We start from the raw sequence: 24706 nt of genomic DNA on the forward strand, positions 1-24706 counted from the left end.
GTTTGCCTGCCCCTCAACTATCGGCGTCATCTAGGACGGGACGCTTTTTCGGCAAGGCCGGATTGGCCGGTGCGCCGCTCGAGCTCCTGCAGGACCGAAGCAAGCGGGATGTTGCGGGCCTTGAGGCCGACGAGCAAATGATAGAGCACGTCGGCGGCTTCGGCGACGATCGGGCCTTCCTCGCCCTCGGTAAGGGCGATGACGAGTTCCACCGCCTCCTCCCCGAATTTCTTGGCGGCGCGCGGCGGCCCGCCGGCCAGCAGCTTGGCCGTCCAGGACTGCTCCGGCGGCGCCTTGGCCCGCTCGGCCACCCGGGCTTCGAGATCGGTCAAGGAAAAGCTCATGCTGCCAATCCGTCGAGACGCATCGGCAGGCCCGCCTTGGCCATATAGGTCTTGGCCTCGCGGATCGAGAAGGTGCCGAAATGGAAGATCGAGGCGGCGAGAACCGCGCTGGCATGGCCGTCACGCACCCCCTCGACCAGATGCTCGAGCGTGCCCACGCCGCCCGAAGCGATCACCGGCACGCCGACCCTGTCGGCGATGGCGCGGGTGAGATCGAGGTCGAAGCCGATCTTGGTGCCGTCACGGTCCATCGAGGTGAGCAGCAATTCGCCGGCACCGAGCCGCACGACATCCTCGGCGAAGGCGACGGCGTCGATGCCGGTCGGACGGCGCCCGCCATGGGTGAAGATCTCCCAGCGAGGGGGCTCGCCGCCGCTCGAGATCCTCTTGGCGTCGATGGCGACGACGATGCATTGCTGGCCGAACTTCTCGGCCGCACGGGCCACGAACTGCCTGTCGGCCACCGCGGCCGAATTGATCGAGACCTTGTCGGCGCCGGCGAGGAGAAGCTGGCGGATGTCCTCCACCGCGCGCACGCCGCCGCCGACGGTGAGCGGCATGAAGCAGGCCTCGGCGGTGCGGCTGATCACGTCGAGCAGCAGGCCGCGGTTCTCATGGGTGGCGGCGATGTCGAGGAAGCACAATTCGTCGGCGCCGGCCGCGTCATAGGCACGCGCGCTCTCGACTGGATCTCCGGCATCGACGAGATCGACGAAATTCACGCCCTTGACGACACGGCCGTCCTTGACGTCGAGGCAGGGGATCACGCGGGCTTTGAGCATCGACCTTCTTGACCGAGATTGCGGGCCGTTGGTGGCACCATGACAGAATTATAGAGGAAAATCACGAGAGGATGGTCATCCCGTGCGCGATGCAACATGAAATGTTGCGGCGCGGACACGGGACCGTTTCCAGAATGAAACTCGTTCAGCACGCGGTCCCGTGTCTGCAGCGCATCACTGCGTGCTGCACTGCGCACGGGATGACCCGCCCTCTCAGGCCCCCCTGCTCAACAGGGCGAGAGCCTCATGCGGGTCGAGGCGGCGGTCATAGAGCGCGCGGCCGGCGATGGCGCCTTCGAGCAGGGCGGCATCGGGCTGCACCAGGCGTTCGACGTCGGCGATCGAGGCAAGACCGCCCGAGGCGATCACCGGGATGGAGACCGCCCGGGCCAGGGCCAGCGTGCCGTCCCAGTCGATGCCCTTGAGCATGCCGTCCCGCGCGATGTTGGTGTAGATGATGGCCGAGACGCCGGCGTCCTCGAAGCGCTTGGCGATTTCCTCCGCGGTCACGGTGGAAACCTCGGCCCAGCCCTCGACCGCGACGAGGCCGTCGCGCGCGTCGAGGCCGACGGCGATCTGCCCCGGGAAGGCCTTGGCGGCTTGCCTGACGAAGGCGGGATCGCGTACCGCGGCCGTGCCGATGATCACCCGCGCGATGCCCTTGTCGAGCCAGGCCGCCACGGTCGTGAAGTCGCGGATGCCGCCGCCGAGCTGCACCTTCATGGTGCAGGCGGCCAGGATGCGTTCCACGGCGGCCGAATTCATCGGCTTGCCGGCGAAGGCGCCGTCGAGGTCGACGACATGGAGGTGGGAAAAGCCCATGTCCTCGAAGGCGATCGCCTGTTCGGCCGGATCGTCGTTGAAGACGGTGGCCTGGGCCATGTCGCCCTGGACGAGGCGCACGCAGCGCCCTTCCTTGAGATCGATTGCAGGAAAGAGGATCACGGGCGCCACCGCAGGAAGTTGGCGATCAGGGCCAGGCCGAGGGCCTGGCTCTTTTCGGGATGAAACTGGGTTCCCACCATGTTGGCGCGGCCGACCATGGCCGTGACCGGGCCGCCATAGTCGGCCTGCGCGATCACGTCGGCCGGATCGGCGGCCGCCAGATGATAGGAATGGACGAAATAGGCATGCAGGCCGGAGGGACCGGTCGGAATGCCGGCAAGGAGGGCATGCTCGCGCCTGGCGGACAGTGTGTTCCAGCCCATATGCGGCACCTTGAGGACCGGGTCCCGAGGCTGGATCGCCTTGACGTCGCCTCCGATCCAGCCCAGCCCCTCGGTGGTCTCGAATTCGAGCCCGCGCTCGGCCATCAGCTGCATGCCGACGCAGATGCCGAGGAAGGGCCGTCCCTTGGTGGTGACGGCATGGCCGAGAGCCTCGATCATGCCGGGCACGGCGGTCAAGCCGCGCTTGCAATCGGCATAGGCGCCCACGCCCGGCAGCACGACATGGTCGGCGCCGGCCACTCGCTCGGGATCATCGGTCACTTCGATGGCGACGGACAGACCGGCTTCGGCTGCGGCGCGTTCGAAGGCCTTGCGGGCGGAATGCAGATTGCCCGAGCCGTAATCGATGATAGTTGCGATCAAGGTTTTGTTCCATGCGGTTCGGGAAAGACGCCGAGCACGTTCGGCGAGCCGCTGTTCCGACCAAGGGCGGAGGACCAGGGGCCGGGGAATTCCTGGCCGGGAGGACGCGTGCCTGCCGTCGGCGGGTTCGCGGCAGCCGGAGCGGCGAGGGAGCGCCCTTCGAAATGGCGCTGTTCGGCTTCCTGGAGAGTGTGGCCGGTGGCGATGCCTGTGAAGCGCCAGCCCTGGCGGCGCATGGTCCAGGCACGCAGGGCGTTGGCCTCCAGGGCAAAGCAGAGGCTGACCAGGAGCGAGACGATTCCGGCCGCGCGCTGGTCCAGGGAGAACGTCGATGTCAGCACGGCGAGCGCCACCTGCAGCCCCAGCCAGGCCAGGAACACCAGCCACATCCTGCGCCACAGCAGCCACACCGGCGTGACCAGAAAGGCGCCGAAGCTGAAGCCGTCCTTGACGAAGACGGACTTGTCGGCGGCTTCCAGCGTATCGGGAGCGGTCTTGGCGGGCTCGAAAACGAACCAGCTCGGCATCGTCTCAGCCTCCGAGCTTGCCCTTGGTGGTCGGCAATTGGCCTTCCAGGCGCGGGTCGATGGCGATAGCCGACTTGAGGGCGCGGGCCAGCGCCTTGAAGCAGCTTTCGGCGATGTGGTGGGCATTGGCGCCATAGAGCGTCTCGACATGCAGCGTGATGCCGGCATTCATGGCGAAGGCCTGGAACCATTCGCGCACCAGTTCGGTGTCGAAGGTGCCGATCTTCTCGCGCGGGAAATCGACCTTGAACACCAGGAAGGGACGGCCCGAGATGTCGATGGCGGCGCGCGTCAGCGTCTCGTCCATCGGCAGATAGGCGTCGGCATAGCGCGTGACGCCCTTGAGGTCGCCCAGAGCCTTGCGGATGGCCTGCCCCAGGGCGATGCCGGTATCCTCGACGGCATGGTGGTCGTCGATATGCAGATCGCCTTTGGTGCGCACTGTAATGTCGATCAGCGAATGGCGCGCGAGCTGGTCAAGCATATGGTCGAAGAAGCCGACACCGGTGGCGATGTCGTGCTTGCCGGTGCCGTCGAGTTCGACGGTCACGGACACCGACGTTTCATTCGTGACGCGCTCGATCGACGCGCTGCGCATGGCTGACCCCGCTGGAACCTTGTGCCGAAAGGCGGTGGCATGGCTGGGATCGATGGCCGAGCCGCGACCATGACCCCAAGGGGCAGCCTTATAGCGGGGCGGCGGGTGCGGGGAAAGCCCGTATTGTGCGGTGCATTCACGCAGAAAGGTGCTCTGCGATACAGCGCGTCCATGGCATCATGCTTAACTGGGGCAGTGACCGGGCATTGGTGCCCGTTGAGGAGGATGGGGCATGGGCCGCCGCGCAGAGTTTGCAGTATCGAGGAGAGCCTTGATGATCCTTGGCTTGCTCGCCGTCGTGCCATTGCCGGCGGAGGCCGCGCCCAAGCCCAAATCGAGCGACGCCAAATCGACCGATGCCAAACCGGCCGAGAAGGCGAAATCGGCCTCAAATGCCCTGTCACAGGCCTCCGCCCGTTTCGGCTTCGACCTCCTCGTCGCGCTGGGCAAGACGGCGTCAGGCGAACCCAATCTGGCGGTTTCTCCGGCCAGCCTCGCCGCTGCCTTCGCGCTGCTCGATCTCGGCGCCAGCCCGAAGCTGCATGCCGCGCTGCTCAAGACGCTGCGCCTCGAGGGCAAGGCCGGCGACTTCGCGAGACTGCGTCAGGCCCTGTCGCCCCTGATCGCGGGCAGCAAGGACGAGAGCCCGCTGACCGGCATCGGCGCGGTCTATTTCGACCGGGAAGCCGCTCCCAAGCCGGCCGCCGTGGCGAAGCTGAAGCAGGCCGGCGCGACGGTGGAGATCACCGACATCGCCAGCCCGGCGACGCGCGACGCCATCAATGCCCTGGTCAAGGAGCGCACGCGCGGGCTCATTCCCAGCCTCATCGACAATCCCTTGCATGGGGGCAGCCTCGTCCTGCTCAACGCCTTGCATTTCAAGGACGAGTGGCGCATGGCCTTCGATCCCGCCCAGACCGGCGAGGCCGATTTCCACCCTGTCGATGCCGGTGCGGCCAAGGTGGCGATGATGCATTCGGGCTCGGCGTCGCGGCTGGCCCGCCAGGACGGGCGCTTCGTCGGCGTTTCCCTGCCCTACCGTACCAAGGGCTATGCGCTGATCCTGATCACCACCACCGACAAGCCGGCAGGCCTTGCCGATTTTTCGGAAGTCTCCGGCTGGCTGACGGGGGAGGGGTTTGCCGAGATGACCGGCACCGTCGCCCTGCCGCGCCTCGCCATCAAGGCCGGCGGCGACCTCAGGGCCAGCCTGGACGGCCTCGGGCTTGATCCGGCCGCGGGGGCGCCGGACGCGCTGCGCCAGTTCTCGGCTAAGCCGCAGAAGATCGACGAGATCATCCAGAAGGTCGCGATCGCCATCGACGAGAAGGGAACCGAAGCGGCGGCGGCCACGGCCATCACCTCCCGCAGCCTTGCCGACAAGCCCGAGTTCGCTTTCGTCGCCGACAAGCCCTTCCTGTTCGCCTTGCGTGACGAGGTGAGCGGCCAGACCCTGATGGCCGGCTATGTCGGCGATGCATCCAAGGCGCAATAGGGCGCGCGGCGGCGCGCCTCTTTATTTTGTAATGATCCTCCTCGGCGTCTGTTGCGGCGCGGCGTCGACAGCTATCTAACTAGCAGTCCTTTTCGATAGCCTGGAAATCCGAGGAACTGCCTGATGAAGCTCAACGTTGCCGTGCAGATGGACCCGATCGAGCGCATCAGCATCAAGGGGGATTCGACCTTTGCCCTGATGCTGGAGGCGCAGGCGCGCGGCCATTCGCTGGCCGTCTACACGCCCGATACGCTGTCCCAGCGCGACGGCATCGTCTCCGCGCAGGTCAGGCCGGTCACCGTGCAGGATGTCGAGGGAGACCACGTCAAGGCCGGCGCGCAGAGCCGTGCCGATCTCTCCGGCTTCGACGTGGTGCTGCTGCGCCAGGATCCGCCCTTCGACATGGCCTATGTCACCACCACCCACATGCTGGAGCGCATCCATCCCAAGACATTGGTGGTGAACGACCCTTTTCATGTGCGCAATGCACCCGAAAAGATCCTGGTCACCGAATTTCCGGACCTGATGCCGGCGACGCTGATCACCCGCGACCGTGCCGAGATCGAGGCCTTCAGGGCCGAGCATGGCGACGTCGTGATGAAGCCGCTTTACGGCAATGGCGGTGCGGCCGTGTTCAAGGTGAGCAGGCAGGATCCGAATTTCGGTTCGCTCTACGATCTCTTCGCCTCGCTTTCGCGCGAGCCCTGGGTCGTGCAGCATTTCCTGCCCAAGGTCTCGGAGGGCGACAAGCGCATCATCCTGGTTGACGGCGTCGCCGCCGGCGCCGTCAACCGGGTGCCGCAACCGGGCGACATCCGCTCCAACATGGTGCGCGGCGGTGCAGCCAAGCCGACCGACCTCTCGCCGCGCGAACAGGAAATCTGCGAACGAATCGGGCCGACCCTGCGTGACAAGGGCCTGCTGTTCACGGGCATCGACGTGATCGACGGCCATCTGACCGAGATCAACGTGACCTCGCCGACGGGCCTGCGGGCGATCAAGCGGCTCGGTGGTCCGGATCTGGCGGCGCAGATCTGGGACGCGATCGAGGAAAAACGGCGCTGAGCGCCTTTTGGGTGCATTTCTCTACGGTTTCCGTAGGGAAAGCTGCACTTTGCGGTGGCGCCTGCGGGCAAATCATGCCCTAATATTCCACGCTTGTTTCGACCAGCAAACAACTGTGTCCGATGCATCGTGGTTCAGGAGGAATGCACGCCGATGTCTGATCTGGCTACCTACGTCGCTGATATCAAGAAATACACGTCCAGTGTGAACGAAGCCGCTGTGGCGGGCATCGTGAAGCATCTCGGCATTGCTCTGCGTAATCGTGATTCTTCGCTCGTTGCCGGCAAGGACCCAACCGAACTTGCTCGTGTCCGCGACAGCTTCCTCAAGAAGAAGCTCGCCTTGACGGATGCCGACGACAAGCTTGACGCTGCCGTTGCCGCAGTGATCGAGAAGCTCAAGGCCGACAATTCGAAGTCGCGCGTGACGGTCTATTATCTCCTCGCCGAGCACTTCAAGAAGCTCGACCTCTTTGTGAAATCCGCCTGATTCTTGCCGCGGTGCGTCCAGCGCGCCGCTCGCTCGGGTAACTTTATGTTACAGAAAAGCCCCGTGGAATAGCCGCGGGGTTTTTCGTTGGCGCTTCCTGATACAAAAATTACAAACGCCACGAAAATGTCAGATTCCGATTGCCGAAAACGCATAAAAAGGCTTCCATACGCGCCAATTGGGCAAGGGGCGTAACGTCGGGTATGGTTTGAAGCTAGATGAGGCCAAAATGGCCGGACGAGAGGCGCAGGCACGGCCGGGACATGCATCCCGGCAGGCGGAGCGGCGCTGCCGAGGGCCATTCATCGCCTCACCGCCTTCGGTGGCGCTGTGGCTTTGGCCGATGAGCAGATCGTTTCAGCCATGGGTTTGGCCCGTGGCGGGCGTAACAAGTCGGAAGGCTTGCGTCCTCGAACCTCTTCTCCTCGGCTCGAAACGCCTTTGTCTGGCCTGAAACGATGACCGGCGGCGCGCCCTCAATGCCCGTTCGGCGTTTGCGTTCGCTTGGAGGCGGACGGAACAATGCACCATGACAGTGGGGAACAAATGTCAAAACTGCTGAAGACAGGCCTTCTGGCGGCCGGCTTTGCCGCGTTGCTGGGAACGACGGCAATGGCCGCGACCAAGACGCTGGTCTATTGCTCGGAGGGAAGCCCCGAGAACTTCACCCCGGCCCTGAACACCACCGGCACCTCGCTCGACGCCGCCCGGCCGGTCTACAACCAGCTCGTGGAATTTACGCCGGGCACCACCGACCTCCGGCCTGGCCTTGCCGAGAAGTGGGATGTTTCCAAGGACGGCACCGAGATCGTCTTCCATCTGCGCAAGGGCGTGAAGTTCCACTCCTGGAAGGGCTTCAAGCCGACGCGCGACTTCAACGCCGACGACGTCCTGTTCTCCTTCAATCGCCAGTGGAAGGATGACAATCCCTACCACAAGGTTTCGGGCGGTTCGTACGACTACTTCAACGACATGGACATGCCCAGTCTGTTGAAGTCGATCGAGAAGGTCGACGACTACACCGTCAAGATGACCCTGACCAAGCCGAACGCGCCCTTCATGGCCAATCTCGGCATGGATTTCGCGACCATCCAGTCGGCCGAATATGCCGACTACCTGCTCAAGGCCGGCACGCCCGAGAAGTTCGACCAGGAGCCCGTCGGTACCGGTGCCTTCCAGTTCGTCGCCTATCAGAAGGACGCGGTGATCCGCTACAAGGCCTTCCCGCAATATTGGGCCGGCAAGGTCAAGCTCGACCAGCTCGTCTATGCGATCACGCCGGATGCAGCCGCCCGCTATGCCAAGCTGCAGAAGAACGAATGCCAGGTCATGGTCGGCCCCAACCCCGCCGACCTCAAGTCGATGGAGGCCAACAAGGACATCAAGGTCCTGACCAATGAAGGCCTGAACGACATGTACTTCTCCTTCAACACGGAGAAGCCCCCGCTGGACAAGAAGGAAGTGCGCCTCGCCCTGGCGAAGGCGATCAACCTGAAGGCGATCCTCTCGGACGTCTATGAAGGCAGCGGCAAGCCCTCGACGACGCTGATCCCCTCCTTCATGCTGGGTTACAACGACAAGATCCCCGAATATGGCTATGACCCCGAAGCTTCCAAGAAGCTCCTGGCCGATGCCGGGGTGAAGACCCCGATCGACATCGACCTGTGGTACATGCCGGTCTACCGTCCCTACAATCCCAACGGCAAGCGCATGGGCGAGCTGATGCAGGCCGATCTCGCCAAGATCGGCGTCAACGCCAAGCTCGTCACCTATGAATGGGGTGATTACCGCAAGCGCCTGCAGAACGGCGAGGCGACTCTGCCCCAGATGGGCTGGACCGGCGACAATGGCGATCCCGACAACTTCTTCTTCCTGTTCGCCTGCGACATCGAGAAGAAGAAGCCCGTCAGCCAGAACTATCCGCGCTGGTGCAACAAGGACCACCAGGAGCGCCTGGAGAAGGCCCGCGCCAGCTTCGACAAGGCCGAGCGCACCAAGCTCTACCAGGAAATGCTGCAGATCGCCCATGACGAGGTTCCCTATCTGAACATCGCCCACACGGTGGTCTATACGCCCGTGCGCAAGAACGTCGAAGGCTTCAAGCCCTCGCCGCTCGGCCGCTTCGAGTTCTTCGATACCGACTTGAAGAAGTAATCACGCTTTCAGGCTGCCAGGTCTTCATCGGCCTGGCAGCCTTTTTGTATCCTGTTTTCTACTGCTGACCCGCGAGCGCCCATGCTGACCTTCCTGCTCAAGCGTGTCGCCATGACCGTTCCGACCTTCATCGCGCTGGTCGCCTTGGCGTTCTTCGCCATTCGAATGGTTCCCGGCGACCCGGTCGAAGTGCGTGTGGGCGAAAGAGGTATTTCGCCCGAACGCCTGGCCGAATTCCGTCATCAACTCGGTCTCGACCAACCTGTCTACGAGCAGTTCGGCCGCTATCTCTGGCAACTCCTGCATGGTGATTTCGGTACCTCCATCGTCACCCAACGGCCGGTGCTGACCGAGTTCTTCACCCTCTTTCCCGCCACGGTGGAACTGGCCTTCGCGGCCATGATCTTCGCCATCGGCCTCGGTATTCCCTTTGGAATCCTCGCCGCCCTTCAGCGCGGCAAGTTCGCCGACTACATCGCCACCGCTTTCGCGGTGATCGGCAATTCCATGCCGATCTTCTGGTTCGGCATCCTTCTGATCCTGTTGGTTTCCCTCAAGCTCGATCTGACGCCGGTCGGCGGGCGTATCGACACGGCGTTCTATTTCGACGAGGAAACCAGTACCGGCTTCATGATCTGGGACGCCTTCTGGTCCGATCAGGAGGGGGCCGTCTGGTCGGCCTTGCAGCATCTCATCCTGCCCGCCATCGTGCTCGGCACCATCCCCCTGGCGGTGATCATGCGCATCACGCGCTCGGCCATGCTGGAAGTGCTGAACGAGGACTATGTCCGCACGGCCCGGGCCAAGGGACTATCGCCGCTGCGGGTGATCGGCCTGCATGCCCTGCGCAATGCCATGATCCCGATCGTCACCGTGGTCGGCCTGATGATCGGCATGCTGTTTGCTGGCGCTGTGCAGACGGAATCGGTGTTCTCCTGGCCCGGCGTCGGCAAGTGGCTGATCGATTCCTTCTCGCGCCGCGACTATCCGGCGCTCCAGGGCGGCATCCTGATCATCGCCATCCTCGTCACCTTCATCAATCTCTTCGTCGATCTGCTCTACGGCGTCATTAATCCAAGGATTCGTCATGGCCGCTGACACGCAAGCCGCGGCGGCAATCCGCCCGGCCAAGCCGCCTTCCGCCACCGCCGAGATCTGGGACTCGCTCAAGCAGAACAAGGGCGCTGTCGCGGGCCTTGTCGTGCTCGTCCTGGTGGTTCTCGTTGCCGTTTTTGCCGATTTCCTGGCTCCCTACGCACCCTATAATGCGGCGGGCTGGCCGGACGCCGGCCATCCCGGCCATGTCGGCCAGCCGCCGGCCTGGGTCGAGGGCGGCAGTTGGGAGTTCATCCTCGGCACCGACAAGAGCGGCGGTCGTGACGTGCTTTCGCGCCTGATCTATGGCGCCCGCTACTCGCTCGGCATCGGCCTGACCGTGATGGCGGTCTCGATGCTGCTCGGCGTCGTGCTGGGGCTCATCGCGGCCTATGTCGGTGGCTGGTTCGACTTCGTCCTGATGCGCTTGATGGACCTGATCATGTCGATCCCGGACCTGGTGCTCTCCATGGTGATCGTCGCCATCCTGCAGCCCGGCCTGGTCCCGACGGTCGCGGCCATCACCATTGTCTTCCTGCCGCGCTATGTGCGTATCGTCAGGGCCGCCGCCCTCGGGGAATTGTCGAAGGACTATGTCACCGCTGCCACGGTCGTGGGGGTCAAGCCGCCCCGACTCCTGTTCCGCACCATCCTGCCCAACTGCATGGCGCCGCTGATCGTGCAGGCAACGCTCGGCGTCTCCGATGCCATCCTGCAGGCGGCGGCGCTGGGCTTCCTCGGCATGGGTGCGCAGCCGCCCATCCCCGAATGGGGCGCCATGCTCTCCGACGTGCGCCAGGACATCCAGAGCGCGCCCTGGCTCGCCATCGCGCCCGGCATCTGCATCCTGATCACCGTGGTCGCCATCAACCTGTTTGGCGACGGTTTGCGCGATGCGCTCGATCCCAAGTTGAAGCGAGGGTAGACATGTTGGAGCAAGAATAGACATGGCGCTGCTCGAAATCTCCAATCTCACCGTCGAGTTCCAGGTCAAGCACGGCTTCTTCCGGGCCGTGGACGGGGTCTCGCTCTCGATCGATCCGGGCGAGATCGTCTCCATCGTCGGCGAGTCCGGATCCGGCAAGTCGGTCGCCATGCTGGCGCTGATGGGGCTGTTGCCCAAGACGGCCCGCATCACTGCCGACAAGCTGGCCTTCAACGGGCTGGACCTGCGCAAGATCACGCCGCGCGAACGGCGTAAGATCATCGGCCGCGACATGGCGATGATCTTCCAGGAGCCGATGACCTCGCTCAATCCCTGCTTCACGGTCGGCTTTCAGCTCACCGAGGCCATCCGCGCCCACCTGTCGATATCGCGGCGCGAGGCGCGGGATCGGGCGGTGGAACTGCTGAAGGCTGTCGGCATCACCGATCCGGCGCGCCGCCTGTCGGCCTTCCCGCATCAGATGTCGGGCGGCATGAGCCAACGCGTGATGATCGCCATGGCGATCTCCTGCAATCCCAAGCTGCTGATCGCGGACGAGCCGACGACGGCGCTCGACGTCACCATCCAGGCGCAGATCCTGGATCTTCTGGTCAAGCTGCGCGAGGAACGCGGCATGGCCGTGGTGCTGATCACCCATGACATGGGCGTCGTCGCCGAAACGGCCGAGCGCGTGGTCGTGCAATATGCCGGCCAGCAGGTCGAGATGGCCAAGACAGGCCCCTTGTTCCACACCCCGCGCCATCCCTATACCTCAGCCCTGCTGGCGGCCTTGCCGGAGCGGGCCACCTCGCAGATCCTGCCGTCGATCCCCGGCGTGGTGCCCGGCCAGTATGACCGCCCCCGCGGTTGCCTGTTCTCGCCGCGCTGTTCCTACGCCACCGACGAATGCCGCGCCGCGCCGCCCAAGCGGGCCGGCGTGGACTATAACCAGGCCTTGTGCATCCACCCGCTGACTGGTGGCGAAGCGGCCCGCATGGAGGCCGTGTGATGGCAGTCCTCGTCGAAGCGCGTGATCTCGCGCGCTCCTATGAAGTCAAACGCGGCATGTTCGGCGGCACGGCGACCGTCAAGGCGCTGGCCGGCGTGAGCTTCACGCTCGATGCCGGCAAGACGCTGGCGGTGGTGGGCGAATCCGGCTGCGGCAAGTCGACCCTGGCGCGCCTGCTGACCATGATCGAGCAGCCCAGCGCGGGATCGCTGACCATCGGCGGCATCGATGTGAAGCTGGCGACGGCGGAGCAGCGCAAGACCCTGCGCCGCGAAATCCAGATCGTGTTCCAGAACCCCTTCGGTTCTCTCAATCCGCGCCAGACCATCGCGCAGGCGCTGGAGGAGCCTCTGCTCGTCAACACCAGGATGAGCGCGGGCGAACGGCGCGAGGCTGCCCTTGCCATGATGAAGCGGGTGGGCCTGCGTCCCGAGCAGGCCCTGCGATATCCGCACATGTTCTCAGGCGGCCAGCGCCAGCGCATCGCCATCGCCCGGGCCTTGATGCTCCGACCGAAGATCCTGGTGCTGGACGAGCCGGTCTCGGCCCTGGACGTCTCGGTGCGCGCGCAGGTGCTCAACCTGCTCGCCGAGCTGCAGCAGGAATTCAAGCTCGCTTATATCTTCATCAGCCACGACCTGTCGGTGGTGCGCCACATCGCCGACGACGTGATGGTGATGTATCTGGGGCGAGCGGTCGAGATGGGCACCCGCGACGCCCTGTTCTCGGCGCCGCAGCACCCCTATACCAGGGCACTGATGTCGGCGACGCCGCAGGCCGATCCCGACCGCAAGCGCGAGCGCATCGTGCTGCAGGGTGAGTTGCCCTCGCCCTTCGCCCCGCCGACGGGCTGCGCCTTCAACCCCCGCTGCCCGATCGTCAAGCCGCATTGCCGGGACGAACGACCGGGCCTGGAGCTGAAGCACGATCGCCTGGTCGCCTGTTTCGAGGTTTGAGGGGAGCGCGGGCACCCCTCATCCGGCTGCTGCCACCTTCTCCCGCAAGGGGAGAAGGGAATTTTATCCTGCAGGCATCGAGTGCATTTGACCGTAGCTGGGCCGGACGCCCTTTCCCAAGCAGGCCCCTTCTCCCCCTGCGGGTGTCGCCAACTCTCTTGAGTTGGCTGGAGGTCCCGGCAGGGAGATGAGGGGTGACTCTCAACCTCTCAATGCGAAATCCCGCTCCTTACTTCCCCTGATTGAAGAAGAAGTCCTCGCCCGGCAGGGAGCCGTAGGTGAAAGGTTCCTGCTGGCGCTCGGTCGCCTTCATCACGTCGTCGCGCACCAGGCGGAAGAGCTTGCCGATCTCGACATTGGGCTTGCGCAGATTGGTGTCGAGCGCGGTGACGAAGGGCGAGTTGCCGTCCGCGCCGTCCAAGGCGACCTGGCCCGCCTTGGCGGCATAGACCACCAGGGTCGCTCCGTCCGGCTCGACGCGGCTGAGGCCGCGCGTGACGGCGCGGGTCGCGCTCTTCTTGGCCATGGCGCCCTCGAAGGGATTGTTGCGGCAGGCATCGAGGATGACCAGGCGCAGCGACTTGGCGCCTTCGCCCGCTGCCATCACCCGGTCGAGTGGCACGGCTTCGAACAGGATGTCGCGCTCCTTCTCGAGCTTGGCATCGACCGGAATGAGGTAATTGACGTTGTCGACTTCCATGCCATGGCCGGCATAGTAGACCACCGCCCAGTCGGCCTGCGTCGCCTTGTCCGAAAATTCCTGCAGGGCCCGGTTGAAGCCCTGGTTGTCGAGATCTTCCGCCAGGGTCACGTCGGTGAAGCCGATGCTGCGGAGGGTCTCCGCCAGCTTCGCGGCGTCACGCTTGGGATTGGGCAGGGGGCTGGTGCCGGTATAGGCGCCGTTGCCGATGATGAGGGCGATGCGCTTGCCCATCGGCGCAGAAGTCTGCATGGGCTGCTGCGTACCGGACGTGCCTCCGCCCGAGGCAGGCGGCGGGTTGGCCCCGAATTTCTGGACCACTGCCTGCTTGGCTTTTTCGAGACCTGAGGCGGCCAGCGCATTGGTTGGAAACTGGTGTAGCATCGCCAGATAGTCGGCGGCGGCGAGGTCAGGCTGGCCGGAAGCGAGATAGGCATCGCCGCGCTGGCGCAGGATGAAGCTTTTGCGTCCCAGGCTGATGGCCTGGGTATAGTCCGCGATGGCCGCGTCGTAGTTTTGCTTCGCCGCATTGGCGAGCCCCCGGGCATGGAAAGCCTCCGGGGATTGCGGCGTGGTCGACAGGAAGCGCGTCGCATCGGCGATGGCGCCGTCCGGGTCGTTGCCATAGGCCTTGGCCATGGCGCGATACATCAGGCTATAGGCGTTCTTGACGGGATCGGCCGTGAAATCGTCGCTCGCAAGCTCGATGGCCCGGCTCAGATCCGACGTGGCCTCGTCCTTGCGGCCGAGTTCGAGCAGGGCCACGCCGCGATTGAGGTAGTCGGGGGTGACGGCCTTGCCGCCGGCGACCACCGAGGTGATGTTGTCGACGCTTTCCTGCAAGCGGCCGAGCCTGAGGGCGGCGGAGGCGCGGTAGCTCAGCAGTTCCGTCCGAGTGGGTTTCAGGCGCAGGGCCTGGTCGAAATCGGCGATGGCCTGGGCATTGTCGCCCTTGGCGAAGCGGGCATAGCCACGCCCCGAGAAGGGGAGATCGTCATCCTGGCGCAGGGCGATGGCTTCGTTGTAATCGGCGATGGCCTTGTCGTAGTCGCCCTTGAGGTAGAAGCCCCAGCCCCGATTCGAATTGGTGACGGCCAGCGTTTGGGGCAGCAGCAGGTCACCCACCACCAGCACGTCGCTGCAGGCCTTGACGATGTCGTCGGCCGCCTTGGCCTGCCCGCAGAGCTGGCGATTGGCCCTGAGATCGGCGACCTCGGAGAGTGGCGCCTCCGCTGCCGAGCCACTATCGTCATCATCCAGTCGCAGAGAGCCGATCATGACCCCAAAGGCGTCATAGGCCTCGAACATCTCCACCATCTGCGTGGTGTCCTTGCCGGTGTCGGCATTCCAGCGGATGATCATGCCCCGCGCCGAACCGTCGGCGCCCTTGATGAAGCGAGCATAGAAGCCCAGGCTGTCCTTGGTGCCGAACAGCACGAAATAGGTCGGGTTACGCTCCGCCCGTGCCTTGAAGAGCTTGGCCTGAACGATCCGGGTCACCTCCGGCGTGGCCTTCATGGCTTCGAAGCGCGCCTCGAACGGCATGTCTCCTGCCGAAAAAGCCTGCAATTCCACACTCATGTCCCAGCGTGGCGCACGCAGGCGCAGGCCCGTCGGCGTTTCTTCGCGGCTCGGCAGCAGCGAGGCGGGGTAGTCGATGGTCATGCCCTGGGCGCTGGCGGTCCTGAAGTCGAGCAAGGCTTTCTGCTTGGCTGCCTTGGTACGGGCGAGCTTGATCAATTCGGGCGAGGGGATGCTGTTTTCCTCGAGCGGTTTGATGTTCAGGCTTCTCAGATTATGCGACTGGAAATTCCGGATCGCGACGAAGGTCGCCTCGTCAAAACTGCCCCAGAGGGGAAAATTGGTCAGGCTGTTGTAGCCGGTGTTCCACGACAGGTCGGATTGCAACTGGCGCAGTTGCGTGCTGCTCAGTTGATCGCCGATCCGCTTGGCCTTCTCGAAGCGTGCATAGTCGATGATCTGCGCCGCGGCCGGAGTGGCGATGGCCAGCGTCAGCCCGATCAGGGCGGCAATCGTCTTCAAGCGCAACATTGGGGAACCCCGGATCGATAGGTTTTGCCAAGATTTTGATCGTCAGGCCGCAGGGGCCTGAGCTTGGGCGCATTCCTGCACCTTGGAGCTTCTCGCCATAACTGCGGGAGGCTGCAGTTCCCTGGAGAACATGGATGGTCCACACCCCAGCCCTCAGCCCGGATTGAAGATGAAGTCTTCGCCGGGCAGGGAGCCATAGGTGAAGGGCTCCTGCTTGCGGTCGGTCGCCTTCATCACGTCGTCGCGCACCAGGCGAAACAGCTTGCCGATTTCGATGCCGGGCTTCTGCAGGTTGGTGGTGAGGGCGGTGACGAAGGGCGAGTTGCCGCTGCTGCCGTCGAGAGCGACCTCGCCGGCCTTGGCGGCATAGACGACGAGCGTGCCGCCATCCGGCTCCACTCGGCTGAGGCCGCGCGAGACGGCGCGCGTTGCCGTCTTGCGGGTCATGTTGGCCAGGAAGGGATTGTTGCGGCAGGCATCGAGGATGACCAGGCGCATGCCCTTGGCGCCTTCGCTGGCGGCCATCACCCGGTCGAGCGGCACGGCCTCGAAGGTGACGTCGCGATCGGAGGCGAGCTTGGCATCGACCGGCACGAGATAATTGGTGTTGGCGATCTCGATGCCATGGCCAGCATAATAGATCACTGCCCAGTCGGCCCCGTCGGCCTGGCTGGCGAAGTCCTGCAGGGCGCGGTTGAGGCTGCGGAAATCGGTGTCCTCCGCCAGCGTCACCTCGGCAAAGCCGATCTTGCGCAGGGTGTCGGCAACCTTGGCAGCGTCGTTCTTCGGGTTCGGCAGGGCGGCGACATTGGCATAGTTGGAATTGCCGATAACCAGGGCGACCCGGCGGCCGAGCGCGACCTTGGCCGGAGGTTGCAGGGCGGCCAGCGCGGCCACCTGCGGCGAACCGGCCGTGGCTGGGGCGTTGTTGCCCTGTGGGGTACCGGCGGTTGCCAGCAGCTTGGCAGCCATCGCCTGCCTGGCCTTTTCAAGACCGACCATGGCGAGGGCGTTGCCGGGCGTGAGATTGAGTTGGGCCTGGTAATCGGCGATCGCCAGCTCCGGCTGGCCGGTCGTCAAATAGACATCCCCGCGCTGGCGCTGGATGAACAGCCGCTTGCGTCCCATGCTGATGGCCTGGGAGAAATCGGCGACTGCCTTGGTGAAGTCCTGCCTGGCGACATTGCCGAGCGCCCGTGCATGGAAGGCCTCGCTGGCCCTGGAGTCGATGGACAAATACTTGTCTGCATCGGCAATGGCCCCCTCGGCATTGCCGATGAAGGCGCGGGCGAAGGCGCGATAGACGAAATTGTAGCTGTCCGTCTCGATCTTCGCGGTGGCAATGGCCTCGGCCTTGATGAAATCCGGTTTGCCTTCCTCGGCGCGGCCAAGTTCGACCAGCGCCTCGCCGCGATTCTTGTAGTCACCGGCACCGACCTTGTCGCCGCCCCGATCGATGGTGAAGTTCAGATCCGCCATGGCTTCTGCCGGTCGGCTCAGCCTCAGCAGCGCCGAACCCCGAAAGGCATGGGTGTCGACGTCATCCGGATCCAGGCGCAGGGATGCATCGTAATCGGCAATGGCCTTCGGGTAGTCCTCCAAGCCAAAATAGCTGTTGCCGCGATTGGTGTAGTCGCCCGCCGTCGGCGTTTTCTTGGCAAGGGCCTGACTATAGTCCGCTACCGCCGCGTCATATTTCGCCTGGCCGTAGCGGACATGTCCACGTTGCGTGTAATAGCTCGCCTGGTCGGGATCGAGGGCGATGGCCTGGTCGAGATCGGCAAGAGCCAGATCGGCCTTTTTCTGCCTGTTATAGCCGACGGAGCGATTGTAGAGCACGGTCGGCCGGTTGGCCGCCAGCAGCGTGCTGGCCGATAGTGCCGTCGTGCAGGCGGTGACGATCTCGGCAGCGTCCTTCGCTTTGGCGCAGATGTCGAGCTGCCGGTTGATTTCGGCCGTCGACATCGCGACGGTGCCTTGCGGGTTCTGTCCCGCCGCTGCGGCGGTATAGGGATTGGCAACGGTTTTCGGTCGGATCGAAAGGCCCATGACGATGGCGCTGTTGCGAAAATCCGGCCGTTTCTTGCGATCCCAGCTGGCGATGAAGCCGACGATCGCATCATCCTTTTGGGCCACGCTCGTATAGATGGTGAATTTGGCGTCGCCGCCGACGATGACGAAACGGGTGGGCTGTCCCTCGCCCTGATCATCGAGCATGACCGAATATTTGACCTTGCCCGCCGCCTTCTTCATGTCGGCGAACATCTGGTCGAGCCGTTCGCGCGATCCCTTCATATTGATCAATTGGACCAGGGCGTCGCTCGAGGGCGTCGTGTAGCGCGTCTCTCCCTTGACCGTCTGCTGTTTGGTCAGCACGCCGGCGGGGTAGCTGATCTTCAGGACGCCATTTTCCAGGGTTTTGAGGTTGGCCGTCCGCCGGATCGAAGCAACGCGGCCGTCCAGTTCACTGACCAGGGCCGCACTGGGCGCGCCAGTCTCAGGCAAATTGTTGCTGCGTTGATATTGGCGGATGGCCTGGTAGGTGGCGTTGTAGAAGATCCCTGAAACCGGCGGAGAACTTCCTTCCGAAAACATGCCTGCCCAGGCCAGGTCTTCCTGCAGATTGGCGATTTGCTGGGCGCTCAATTGGTTGGCCGCCGCCTGGGCGGAGGTGAAGGTGGCTTCCTGGCTTTGCACAGCATGGGGCGCGGCCACGGCAAGGGCCATAGCCAGGCAGAATTTTCTGACGAAGCTCCCCGATGAGCCACGCCGGGAAACTTTGCCGAGGGAAGCGGGGATCGCTTTCAGTCGAAACATTTTAGGTTTTACCTCAGCCCGGACAGCGAGCCGGCCGTCTCCCTTGATATTCTCGCCTGCCGAGATCCCTGCTCGCTGGGATCTTCGTCGACAGGCTTGGAGGCGAGGCCGAACTCTGGATCATTTGTTACAATGGATTGGCGTTTGGCAATAATGAAAAGTGCAAGTGACGATGCACCGGGACCTGTCGTAACGAAGTGCTGCAATCTGCAAAGAAGGGCGGCGGTCTTTTCTTACCATCAAGGCGCGGGAGGCGAGATGGGTAAGTAACGCACTGGCCTGTAGTCGTGCCCTTGCTCTATGGCTTCGGCGTGCAGGTCAGCGTGACGGTGGCTTTGCTCGGGTCGCCGCCGCGCTCGGGAGGCGTGACGCCGCTGGCGCGCAGGAAGGCGGTGACGAACAGACCCTTCAAGGCTGTCGGATCGCCATTGGCGGCGGCAAGGCCTGCCAAAGCGCCGTCCTTGTCGATCAAGGCGCCGGGAGCGCCCGCGGCTAGCGATACGCGGCGACTGTCGTCATTGCCGCCGATCAATGCCGTGACGGTGGTGGCGACCGGGGTGGAGCCGGACAGCAGGGCGACAGCATCACCTTGCGCCAGCGCCGGCTGCCGCCAGGCGAGCGGTGCCGGGCCAGGGGGTGGATTGGCTCGGACCAGCGCGACGTCATTGCCGAGATCGCCGGCAATCACCTTGGCCGGGGCACCGCCCTGCAGGGTCACCGTTTCGCATCCCGCCACCAGGCCGGCATAGGTGAGGATATCGCCGTTCGGCGATACCAGGGTGCCCAGACCTGTCTTGGCCGCTGTCGAGGCACCTGATGGCAAGGGCACGGGCGGACCGGCCGGCTTCGGCGGTTCGGGAAGGGGCGCTGGCTTGTCAGCGGGCTTGGAGATCGGCGGCGCCACGGCAGCCGGCTTGCCGCCCTCGGCCAATTTCATCGAAGAGGCCATTGCGATGGAAATCCGGTCGAAGCCGGGGGAAAGCGCCGGGTCCCAGCCAAGGGCGAAGCCGCGTGAATCGGTGTCGGTCTTGACGAAGCGCAGATAGAAGCTCTTGCCGTCATTGCTGCCGGCGACCACCAGGAAATCCGGGCGCAGCAGCGAATAGGTCACCTTGCGCCCGGGGCGCTCCGTCTTGAGGCGAGTAAACAGGGCCTCGAAAGTCTCCTTGTCGGCAGGGATGGCGAGGATGTCCAAGGTGACGTCATTTTTGGGCGTGGCGAAATGCGGGCCGTTCTTGCCTTCCGTCCGTACCGTCGTCAGCTTGGCCGGATAGCCCACCGTGATGCCGCGTTCCGTGATGGTTTCGAAGCCATAGCGCGCCGTGAACTTGGCTGCGTGCTGGGCGAGAGTGATGCGCTGAGGCGGCGTGAATATGCCGGTTTCCTTGGCCTTGATCCGCTTCTGGAAAGCACGGATCGCCTCATAGCTGCGCTTGCCCATCTCGCCCGACGGCAGTGAATTGAGATCGCCGGTCCAGATCAGATCCTGCTGAATGGCGGCGAAATCCTCCGCACCCATTGTTGCGGCGGCAATCTTTGCGGCTTCGAAGGCGGCATCGACGGGAACGGCCGGTGCCGGCGCGGCGGGCGCTGGTTTCGTCTGGGCGGAAGCCGAACCGATGGGAACGGCCGAAGCCGCCAGCACCCAGGCGCCAATCATGGTTCGCCGCAACATTCCCGCCCCCACCTTTGCCGATCTCTGCAAGATGTTTGTATAGCGCCGTACCATGACGGCAAGCGTTCTTCAGGAAACATCCGGCGCGGGCGCAGCCAATTTTTCGCGGAGCCGGGTCCAGCGTCGGCGCCCCATGGCATTTTCCGCCGCCAGCCTCAGGGCGCGCTTTTCGGCGACCACCACCACCAGCCGCTTGCCGCGGGTAATGGCCGTGTAGAGCAGGTTGCGGGCCAGCATCGGATAATGGGCGTTGGAGATCACCACCACCACTGCCGGATATTCCGAGCCCTGGGCCTTGTGGATGGTGGTGGCATAGGCCGGCACCAGGCTGTCGAGCTGCGCGGTGGTGTAGTGGACGTCGCGCCCATCGAAGGTGACGGTGAGCTGCCCCGCCTTCGCATCCGTGCGGGTGACGAAGCCGATATCGCCGTTGAAGATTTCGCGGTCATAGTCATTGTCGATCTGCATGACCTTGTCATGCGGGGCGAAGGTACCGAATTCGCGCACGATCGCGCCTTCGCGTGCCGGATTGAGGACCTCGCGCAGGGCCTGCGTCAGCGTTTGCGAGCCCAGAGGCCCCTTGTTCATCGGGGTCAGCACGTGGATGTCCCTGACGGGATCGAGACCGAAGCGGCGTGGCAGGCGGTTGGTGACGATGTCGATCACCTTGCTCGCGCCATCTTCTGCCGTCGCCATGTCGACGACGAAGAAATCGCCATCCTCCGGGCTTTTGGCGCCTTCCGGCACTTCGCCATGATTGACGGCATGGGCCGCGGCAATGATGCGGCTGGTTTCAGCCTGGCGGAACACTTCGGTGAGCCGCACCACGGGAATGACGTCGGAGGCGATGATGTCGGCCAGCACCTGGCCGGGGCCGACTGAGGGCAACTGGTCGGCATCGCCCACCAGGACGAGGGCGGCGCGTGGCGACAGGGCATCGAGCAAGGCGCGCATCAGCTCGATGTCGATCATGCTCGCCTCGTCGGCGATGACGAGGTCGGCGTCGAGAGGATAGGCCCGCTGTCGGCGGAACGTGCCCGAGACCGGATCGATTTCCAGCAGGCGATGGATGGTCTTGGCTTCCTGGCCGGTGCTTTCGGCCATGCGCTTGGCGGCGCGGCCCGTCGGCGCACACAGGGCGATCGTCACATCCTTGCGCTCGAGCGCCTTGAGGATGGTGTCGATGATGGTGGTCTTGCCGACACCGGGGCCGCCGGTGATGACCAGCAGCTTGGAGGCGAGGGCCGTCTCCACCGCGAGCGCTTGGGCAGGAGCGAGCCGCCTGCGGGTGCGAGCTTCGGTATCCAGCACCGCCTGGTGCAGGCCTTCCTGGCGCCAGGGCGGGCTGCCGCCGGCCATCTGCTTCAGCCTGGTAGCAACGGCTTCCTCGGCGTTCCACAGTGCCGGCAGGAAGTAGGACGGGGCCCCCTCGATGGTGTCGCCGATGATCGAGCGGGTCTGCAGCAGGCGGGTGGCGGCATCGTTGAAGAGATAGTCATCCACCTCCAGCACCCGGCCGGCCCGTTCGAACAGGGCTTCGCGCGGCACGCCGCAATGGCCGTTGGTGGCACCCTCGCCCAGCGCCCAGAGCAGCCCGGCGGTCAGGCGCGAGGGATCCTCGCGCTCATGCCCCAGACTGAGGGCGAACTGGTCGGCGGTGCGGAAGTCGAATCCCTTGACCTCGCGCGAGAGCCGGTAAGGATCGGCCTTGATCAGCTCGACCGCATTGGTGCCGAGCGCCTTCTGCACACTGGCGGCGCGCGTCGCTCCGAGCCCGTGCTCGGTGAGGAACACCAGGACGTCACGGAACTCCTGTTGGGCGCTCCAGCCCTCGCGGATCAGCCGGATGCGCTGGGGTGACAGGCCCGCCACCTCGCTCAGCCGGTCCGGTTCGCTGTCGAGGACTTTGAGCGTGTCCTTGCCAAAGGCTGCCACCAGCTTCTTGGCGGTCTCCTGGCCGATGCCGCGAACCAGGCCGGAGGCAAGGTAGCGCTCGATGCCGGATGCGGAGCCGGGCGGCGTGGTACGGATAGCATCGGCGCGGAACTGCAGGCCGCGCTCGGGATCGACGCTCCAGCGCCCCTCCGCCTCGAGCTTTTCGCCGGGAGCGATGGCCGCGGTGCGGCCGATCACGGTGGCCAGGTCCTTGCGCCCCTTCACCTTGACGCGGAGCACCGCGAAGCCGTTTTCGGCATTGTGATAGGTGACCCGGTCGATGATGCCGGAAATCGTCAGATCTGCCGGCACTTCACCGGGAGGGGCCGGCTTCGAATCGCGTTTGAAGGAGGACGTGCGCATATCAGCACCATGGGCAGGCCGGTGCGACTTGTCGAGATGTGTCGTATGGGGGGCGGATGCCCCGATCTTCGAGGAGAGCCGGTTGCCTTCAGGCGCTCCTGCTCGGGAAGCGGTCGGCATCGCGCAGTGGCTTGAACAGGCGTGACCAGGCCAGGGCAACGAGGATCGTACCCAGGCCGCCGAGTACCACGGCCTCCACCGGACCGAACAGGGCAGCGGTAAGGCCCGATTCGAACTCTCCCAACTGGTTGGAGGTGCCGACGAACATGGCGTTGACGGCGCTGACCCGCCCACGCATCGCGTCGGGCGTGCCGAGCTGGACCAGGGTTGAACGCACCACCACGCTGACGACGTCGGCCGCTCCCATGACCACCAGCGCCGGCAGCGAAAGCGCAAACCAGGACGACAGGCCGAAGACGATGGTGGCCAGGCCGAACACCGCGACGGCCGCGAACATCTTCAGGCCGACCCGCCGCTCCAGCGGCCAACGCGCCAAGATCAGGGACATGGACAGGGCGCCGAGGGCCGGGGATGCCCTGAGCACGCCGAGGCCGAAGGCATTGGTGTGGAGAATGTCACGGGCATAGATCGGCAGCAGGGCCGTCGCGCCGCCGAGCAGCACGGCGACCATGTCGAGCGAGATCGCTCCGCGAATGATCGGACGGCTCCTGATGAAGGCGAAGCCCGAGAACACCGATCTGAGGGTGGTCGGCTCGCGCGCGGCGGGTGGCACGAGGATCCGTAGGCGTGAAACCAGGATCGAGGCCAGGCCGTAGAAGCAGGCGACGAAAAGATAGGCCGATCCAGGGCCGACGATGTAGAGCAGCCCTCCCAGAGCAGGGCCGATGATGGTGGCGGTCTGGATGGCGGAGGCGGACAGGGCCAGTGCGCGCGGCAATTGGTGGGGGCTGACGATCATCGGGAGCAAGGCGGCCGTCGTCGGCATTTCGAAAGTACGGCAGGCGCCGATCACGACGGCGGCGGCGAAAATGATCGTCGGGCTGATCATGCCTTGCCAGGAAGCAAAAGCGAGTCCTGCCCCTGTCAGTCCTGCTACCATCTGGCAGCAGCGCACGACGGTACGCCGGTCGAAGCGATCCGCGACATGACCGGCCGGAATGGTGAGCACCAGCATCGGCAGGAATTGGCAGAGGCCGACCAGGCCCAGATGAAGGGCAGAACGGGTGAGATCATAGATCTGCCAGCCGATCACCACGGAGATAATCTGAAAACAGCCGGTGGAAAGCACGCGGGCCGTCCAGAACAGCCCGAAGCCGCTATGGCGCAGAAGGGAAGGCGTGTCCTGCGTGGACATGGAAGGCTTTCAATATGACTTGATGAAATGAAGGAAACGGCAACTGCTGAGTCTTGCGTCCGATCGGAAGCGCCACAAGGGATGTCTTCGCCAATATTACCGCCAGCTCTGCCCGGATATGCGGCGATATTCGATTCATGGTCCGGAAAAGAAAAAGCCCGGCTTTCGCCGGGCTTTTCCTGTACATTGATCCAGATACGCGGATCAGAACTTGTAGCTCACGCCGAGGTTCAGATCGACGGCGTCGAACTTCACCTTCGTGCGGTCGCCGGCAATGGTGACGCTCTTGTCGCCGAGGTCGATGTAGCGGGCTTCGCCACGAACGATCCAGTTCGGGTCGATGGCGTATTCGACGCCGGCGCCAGCCGTCCAACCCACGCGGGTGTCGGTCTTGGAACCGACGCCGGCAATGCTGGTCTTGACGTTGCCGTAAGCAACACCACCCGTCACGTAAGGCAGGATGTTGTCGAAGGCATAGCCGAAGCGAGCGCGGGTCGAGCCCATCCACTCGTTCTTGAGGGTGCCGCGGGCAACGACTTCACCATCGGTGATCGACTTCGACTTCTTGAAGCTCGAATAATCGATATCGGTCTCAAGGCCGACGACGAAGCCGCCGTCGAACTGGGCATTGTAGCCAGCATGCACGCCACCGATGAAGCCGGCGCCGTCGAACTTGGCGTGATCAATCTTGCCCTGGCCGACCAGAGCGCCGGCATGGACACCAGCGTAGAAGCCGGTCCAGTTGTAGACGGGAGCGACGACCGGAGCGACCGGCTCGACAGCCTGGGGAGCCAGGTCGGCAGCGAAAGCCGAGGTCG

At 64.4% G+C, this 24706-nt stretch carries 20 protein-coding genes; 8 read left to right on the forward strand and 12 right to left on the reverse strand.

Features of this window, described 5'->3' with window-relative positions; all coding sequences use genetic code 11:
- Window positions 1–26: 26 nt before the first annotated feature.
- From BA190_RS23405 to hisB, 6 genes are all read right to left on the reverse strand, one after another.
- Window positions 27–344, reverse strand: coding sequence for a phosphoribosyl-ATP diphosphatase (locus tag BA190_RS23405; RefSeq protein WP_068293051.1), 318 nt, complete (start codon window positions 342–344; stop codon window positions 27–29).
- Window positions 341–1126, reverse strand: coding sequence for an imidazole glycerol phosphate synthase subunit HisF (hisF, locus tag BA190_RS23410; protein WP_068293054.1), 786 nt, complete (start codon window positions 1124–1126; stop codon window positions 341–343). Before hisF ends, BA190_RS23405 begins: the two co-directional genes overlap by 4 nt.
- A 213-nt stretch (window positions 1127–1339) precedes the next feature.
- A complete protein-coding gene (gene hisA / locus BA190_RS23415; protein ID WP_202908510.1) occupies window positions 1340–2080 on the reverse strand; it encodes a 1-(5-phosphoribosyl)-5-[(5-phosphoribosylamino)methylideneamino]imidazole-4-carboxamide isomerase in 741 nt (246 codons plus the stop codon).
- Window positions 2068–2718 (reverse strand): imidazole glycerol phosphate synthase subunit HisH, encoded by a 651-nt coding sequence (gene hisH, locus BA190_RS23420; protein WP_068293057.1) that lies wholly within the window; start codon window positions 2716–2718, stop codon window positions 2068–2070. Before hisH ends, hisA begins: the two co-directional genes overlap by 13 nt.
- The gene (locus tag BA190_RS23425) at window positions 2715–3245 is read right to left on the reverse strand and encodes a DUF2628 domain-containing protein (protein WP_068293060.1); all 531 of its coding nucleotides are present in this window, start codon (window positions 3243–3245) and stop codon (window positions 2715–2717) included. Before BA190_RS23425 ends, hisH begins: the two co-directional genes overlap by 4 nt.
- A 4-nt stretch (window positions 3246–3249) precedes the next feature.
- Window positions 3250–3843 carry an imidazoleglycerol-phosphate dehydratase HisB gene (gene hisB, locus BA190_RS23430; RefSeq protein ID WP_068293062.1) on the reverse strand — a complete coding sequence of 198 codons (594 nt, stop codon included), beginning with the start codon at window positions 3841–3843 and terminating at the stop codon, window positions 3250–3252.
- Between the two features lie 274 nt (window positions 3844–4117).
- On the opposite strand from hisB, the gene BA190_RS23435 reads away from it, so the two are divergent.
- The 8 genes from BA190_RS23435 (at window position 4118) to BA190_RS23470 (ending at window position 13031) form a co-directional block, all read left to right on the forward strand.
- Window positions 4118–5338 carry a serpin family protein gene (locus BA190_RS23435; protein ID WP_068293064.1) on the forward strand — a complete coding sequence of 407 codons (1221 nt, stop codon included), beginning with the start codon at window positions 4118–4120 and terminating at the stop codon, window positions 5336–5338.
- 123 nt (window positions 5339–5461) lie between these two features.
- A complete protein-coding gene (gshB, locus tag BA190_RS23440; RefSeq protein ID WP_068293067.1) occupies window positions 5462–6403 on the forward strand; it encodes a glutathione synthase in 942 nt (313 codons plus the stop codon).
- A 162-nt stretch (window positions 6404–6565) separates the two neighbouring features.
- Window positions 6566–6892, forward strand: coding sequence for a DUF2853 family protein (locus tag BA190_RS23445; RefSeq protein ID WP_162275188.1), 327 nt, complete (start codon window positions 6566–6568; stop codon window positions 6890–6892).
- A 546-nt stretch (window positions 6893–7438) separates the two neighbouring features.
- Window positions 7439–9046, forward strand: coding sequence for an ABC transporter substrate-binding protein (locus BA190_RS23450; RefSeq protein ID WP_068293074.1), 1608 nt, complete (start codon window positions 7439–7441; stop codon window positions 9044–9046).
- Window positions 9047–9127: 81 nt separating this feature from the next.
- Entirely contained in the window at window positions 9128–10144 is a 1017-nt protein-coding gene (locus BA190_RS23455; protein ID WP_068293077.1) for an ABC transporter permease subunit, read from the forward strand.
- On the forward strand, window positions 10134–11066 hold the full coding sequence (locus BA190_RS23460; protein WP_068293083.1) for an ABC transporter permease: 933 nt from the start codon (window positions 10134–10136) through the stop codon (window positions 11064–11066). The genes BA190_RS23455 and BA190_RS23460 overlap by 11 nt, the downstream gene beginning before the upstream one ends.
- A gap of 22 nt (window positions 11067–11088) precedes the next feature.
- Window positions 11089–12075 (forward strand): ABC transporter ATP-binding protein, encoded by a 987-nt coding sequence (locus BA190_RS23465; RefSeq protein ID WP_068293085.1) that lies wholly within the window; start codon window positions 11089–11091, stop codon window positions 12073–12075.
- The gene (locus BA190_RS23470; protein ID WP_068293088.1) at window positions 12075–13031 is read left to right on the forward strand and encodes a dipeptide ABC transporter ATP-binding protein; all 957 of its coding nucleotides are present in this window, start codon (window positions 12075–12077) and stop codon (window positions 13029–13031) included. The genes BA190_RS23465 and BA190_RS23470 overlap by 1 nt, the downstream gene beginning before the upstream one ends.
- 229 nt (window positions 13032–13260) lie before the next feature.
- Here the strand turns inward: BA190_RS23470 and BA190_RS23475 are convergent, their stop codons facing one another.
- The 6 genes from BA190_RS23475 to BA190_RS23500 form a co-directional block, all read right to left on the reverse strand.
- Window positions 13261–15783 (reverse strand): caspase family protein, encoded by a 2523-nt coding sequence (locus BA190_RS23475; RefSeq protein ID WP_068293091.1) that lies wholly within the window; start codon window positions 15781–15783, stop codon window positions 13261–13263.
- 153 nt (window positions 15784–15936) lie between these two features.
- Complete coding sequence (locus BA190_RS23480; protein ID WP_068293094.1) at window positions 15937–18510, reverse strand: caspase family protein; 2574 nt, start codon at window positions 18508–18510, stop codon at window positions 15937–15939.
- Between the two features lie 388 nt (window positions 18511–18898).
- Entirely contained in the window at window positions 18899–20275 is a 1377-nt protein-coding gene (locus BA190_RS23485) for a hypothetical protein (protein WP_156771672.1), read from the reverse strand.
- Window positions 20276–20344: 69 nt separating this feature from the next.
- On the reverse strand, window positions 20345–22573 hold the full coding sequence (locus BA190_RS23490) for an ATP-dependent RecD-like DNA helicase (protein WP_068293101.1): 2229 nt from the start codon (window positions 22571–22573) through the stop codon (window positions 20345–20347).
- A gap of 88 nt (window positions 22574–22661) precedes the next feature.
- Window positions 22662–23888 carry an MFS transporter gene (locus BA190_RS23495; RefSeq protein ID WP_068293104.1) on the reverse strand — a complete coding sequence of 409 codons (1227 nt, stop codon included), beginning with the start codon at window positions 23886–23888 and terminating at the stop codon, window positions 22662–22664.
- A gap of 204 nt (window positions 23889–24092) precedes the next feature.
- A partial coding sequence (locus BA190_RS23500) for an outer membrane protein (RefSeq protein WP_068293111.1) occupies window positions 24093–24706 on the reverse strand: 614 nt, incomplete at its 5' end.

This window comes from Labrys sp. WJW (genome assembly GCF_001676615.1).
GTDB lineage: Bacteria > Pseudomonadota > Alphaproteobacteria > Rhizobiales > Labraceae > Labrys > Labrys sedimenti.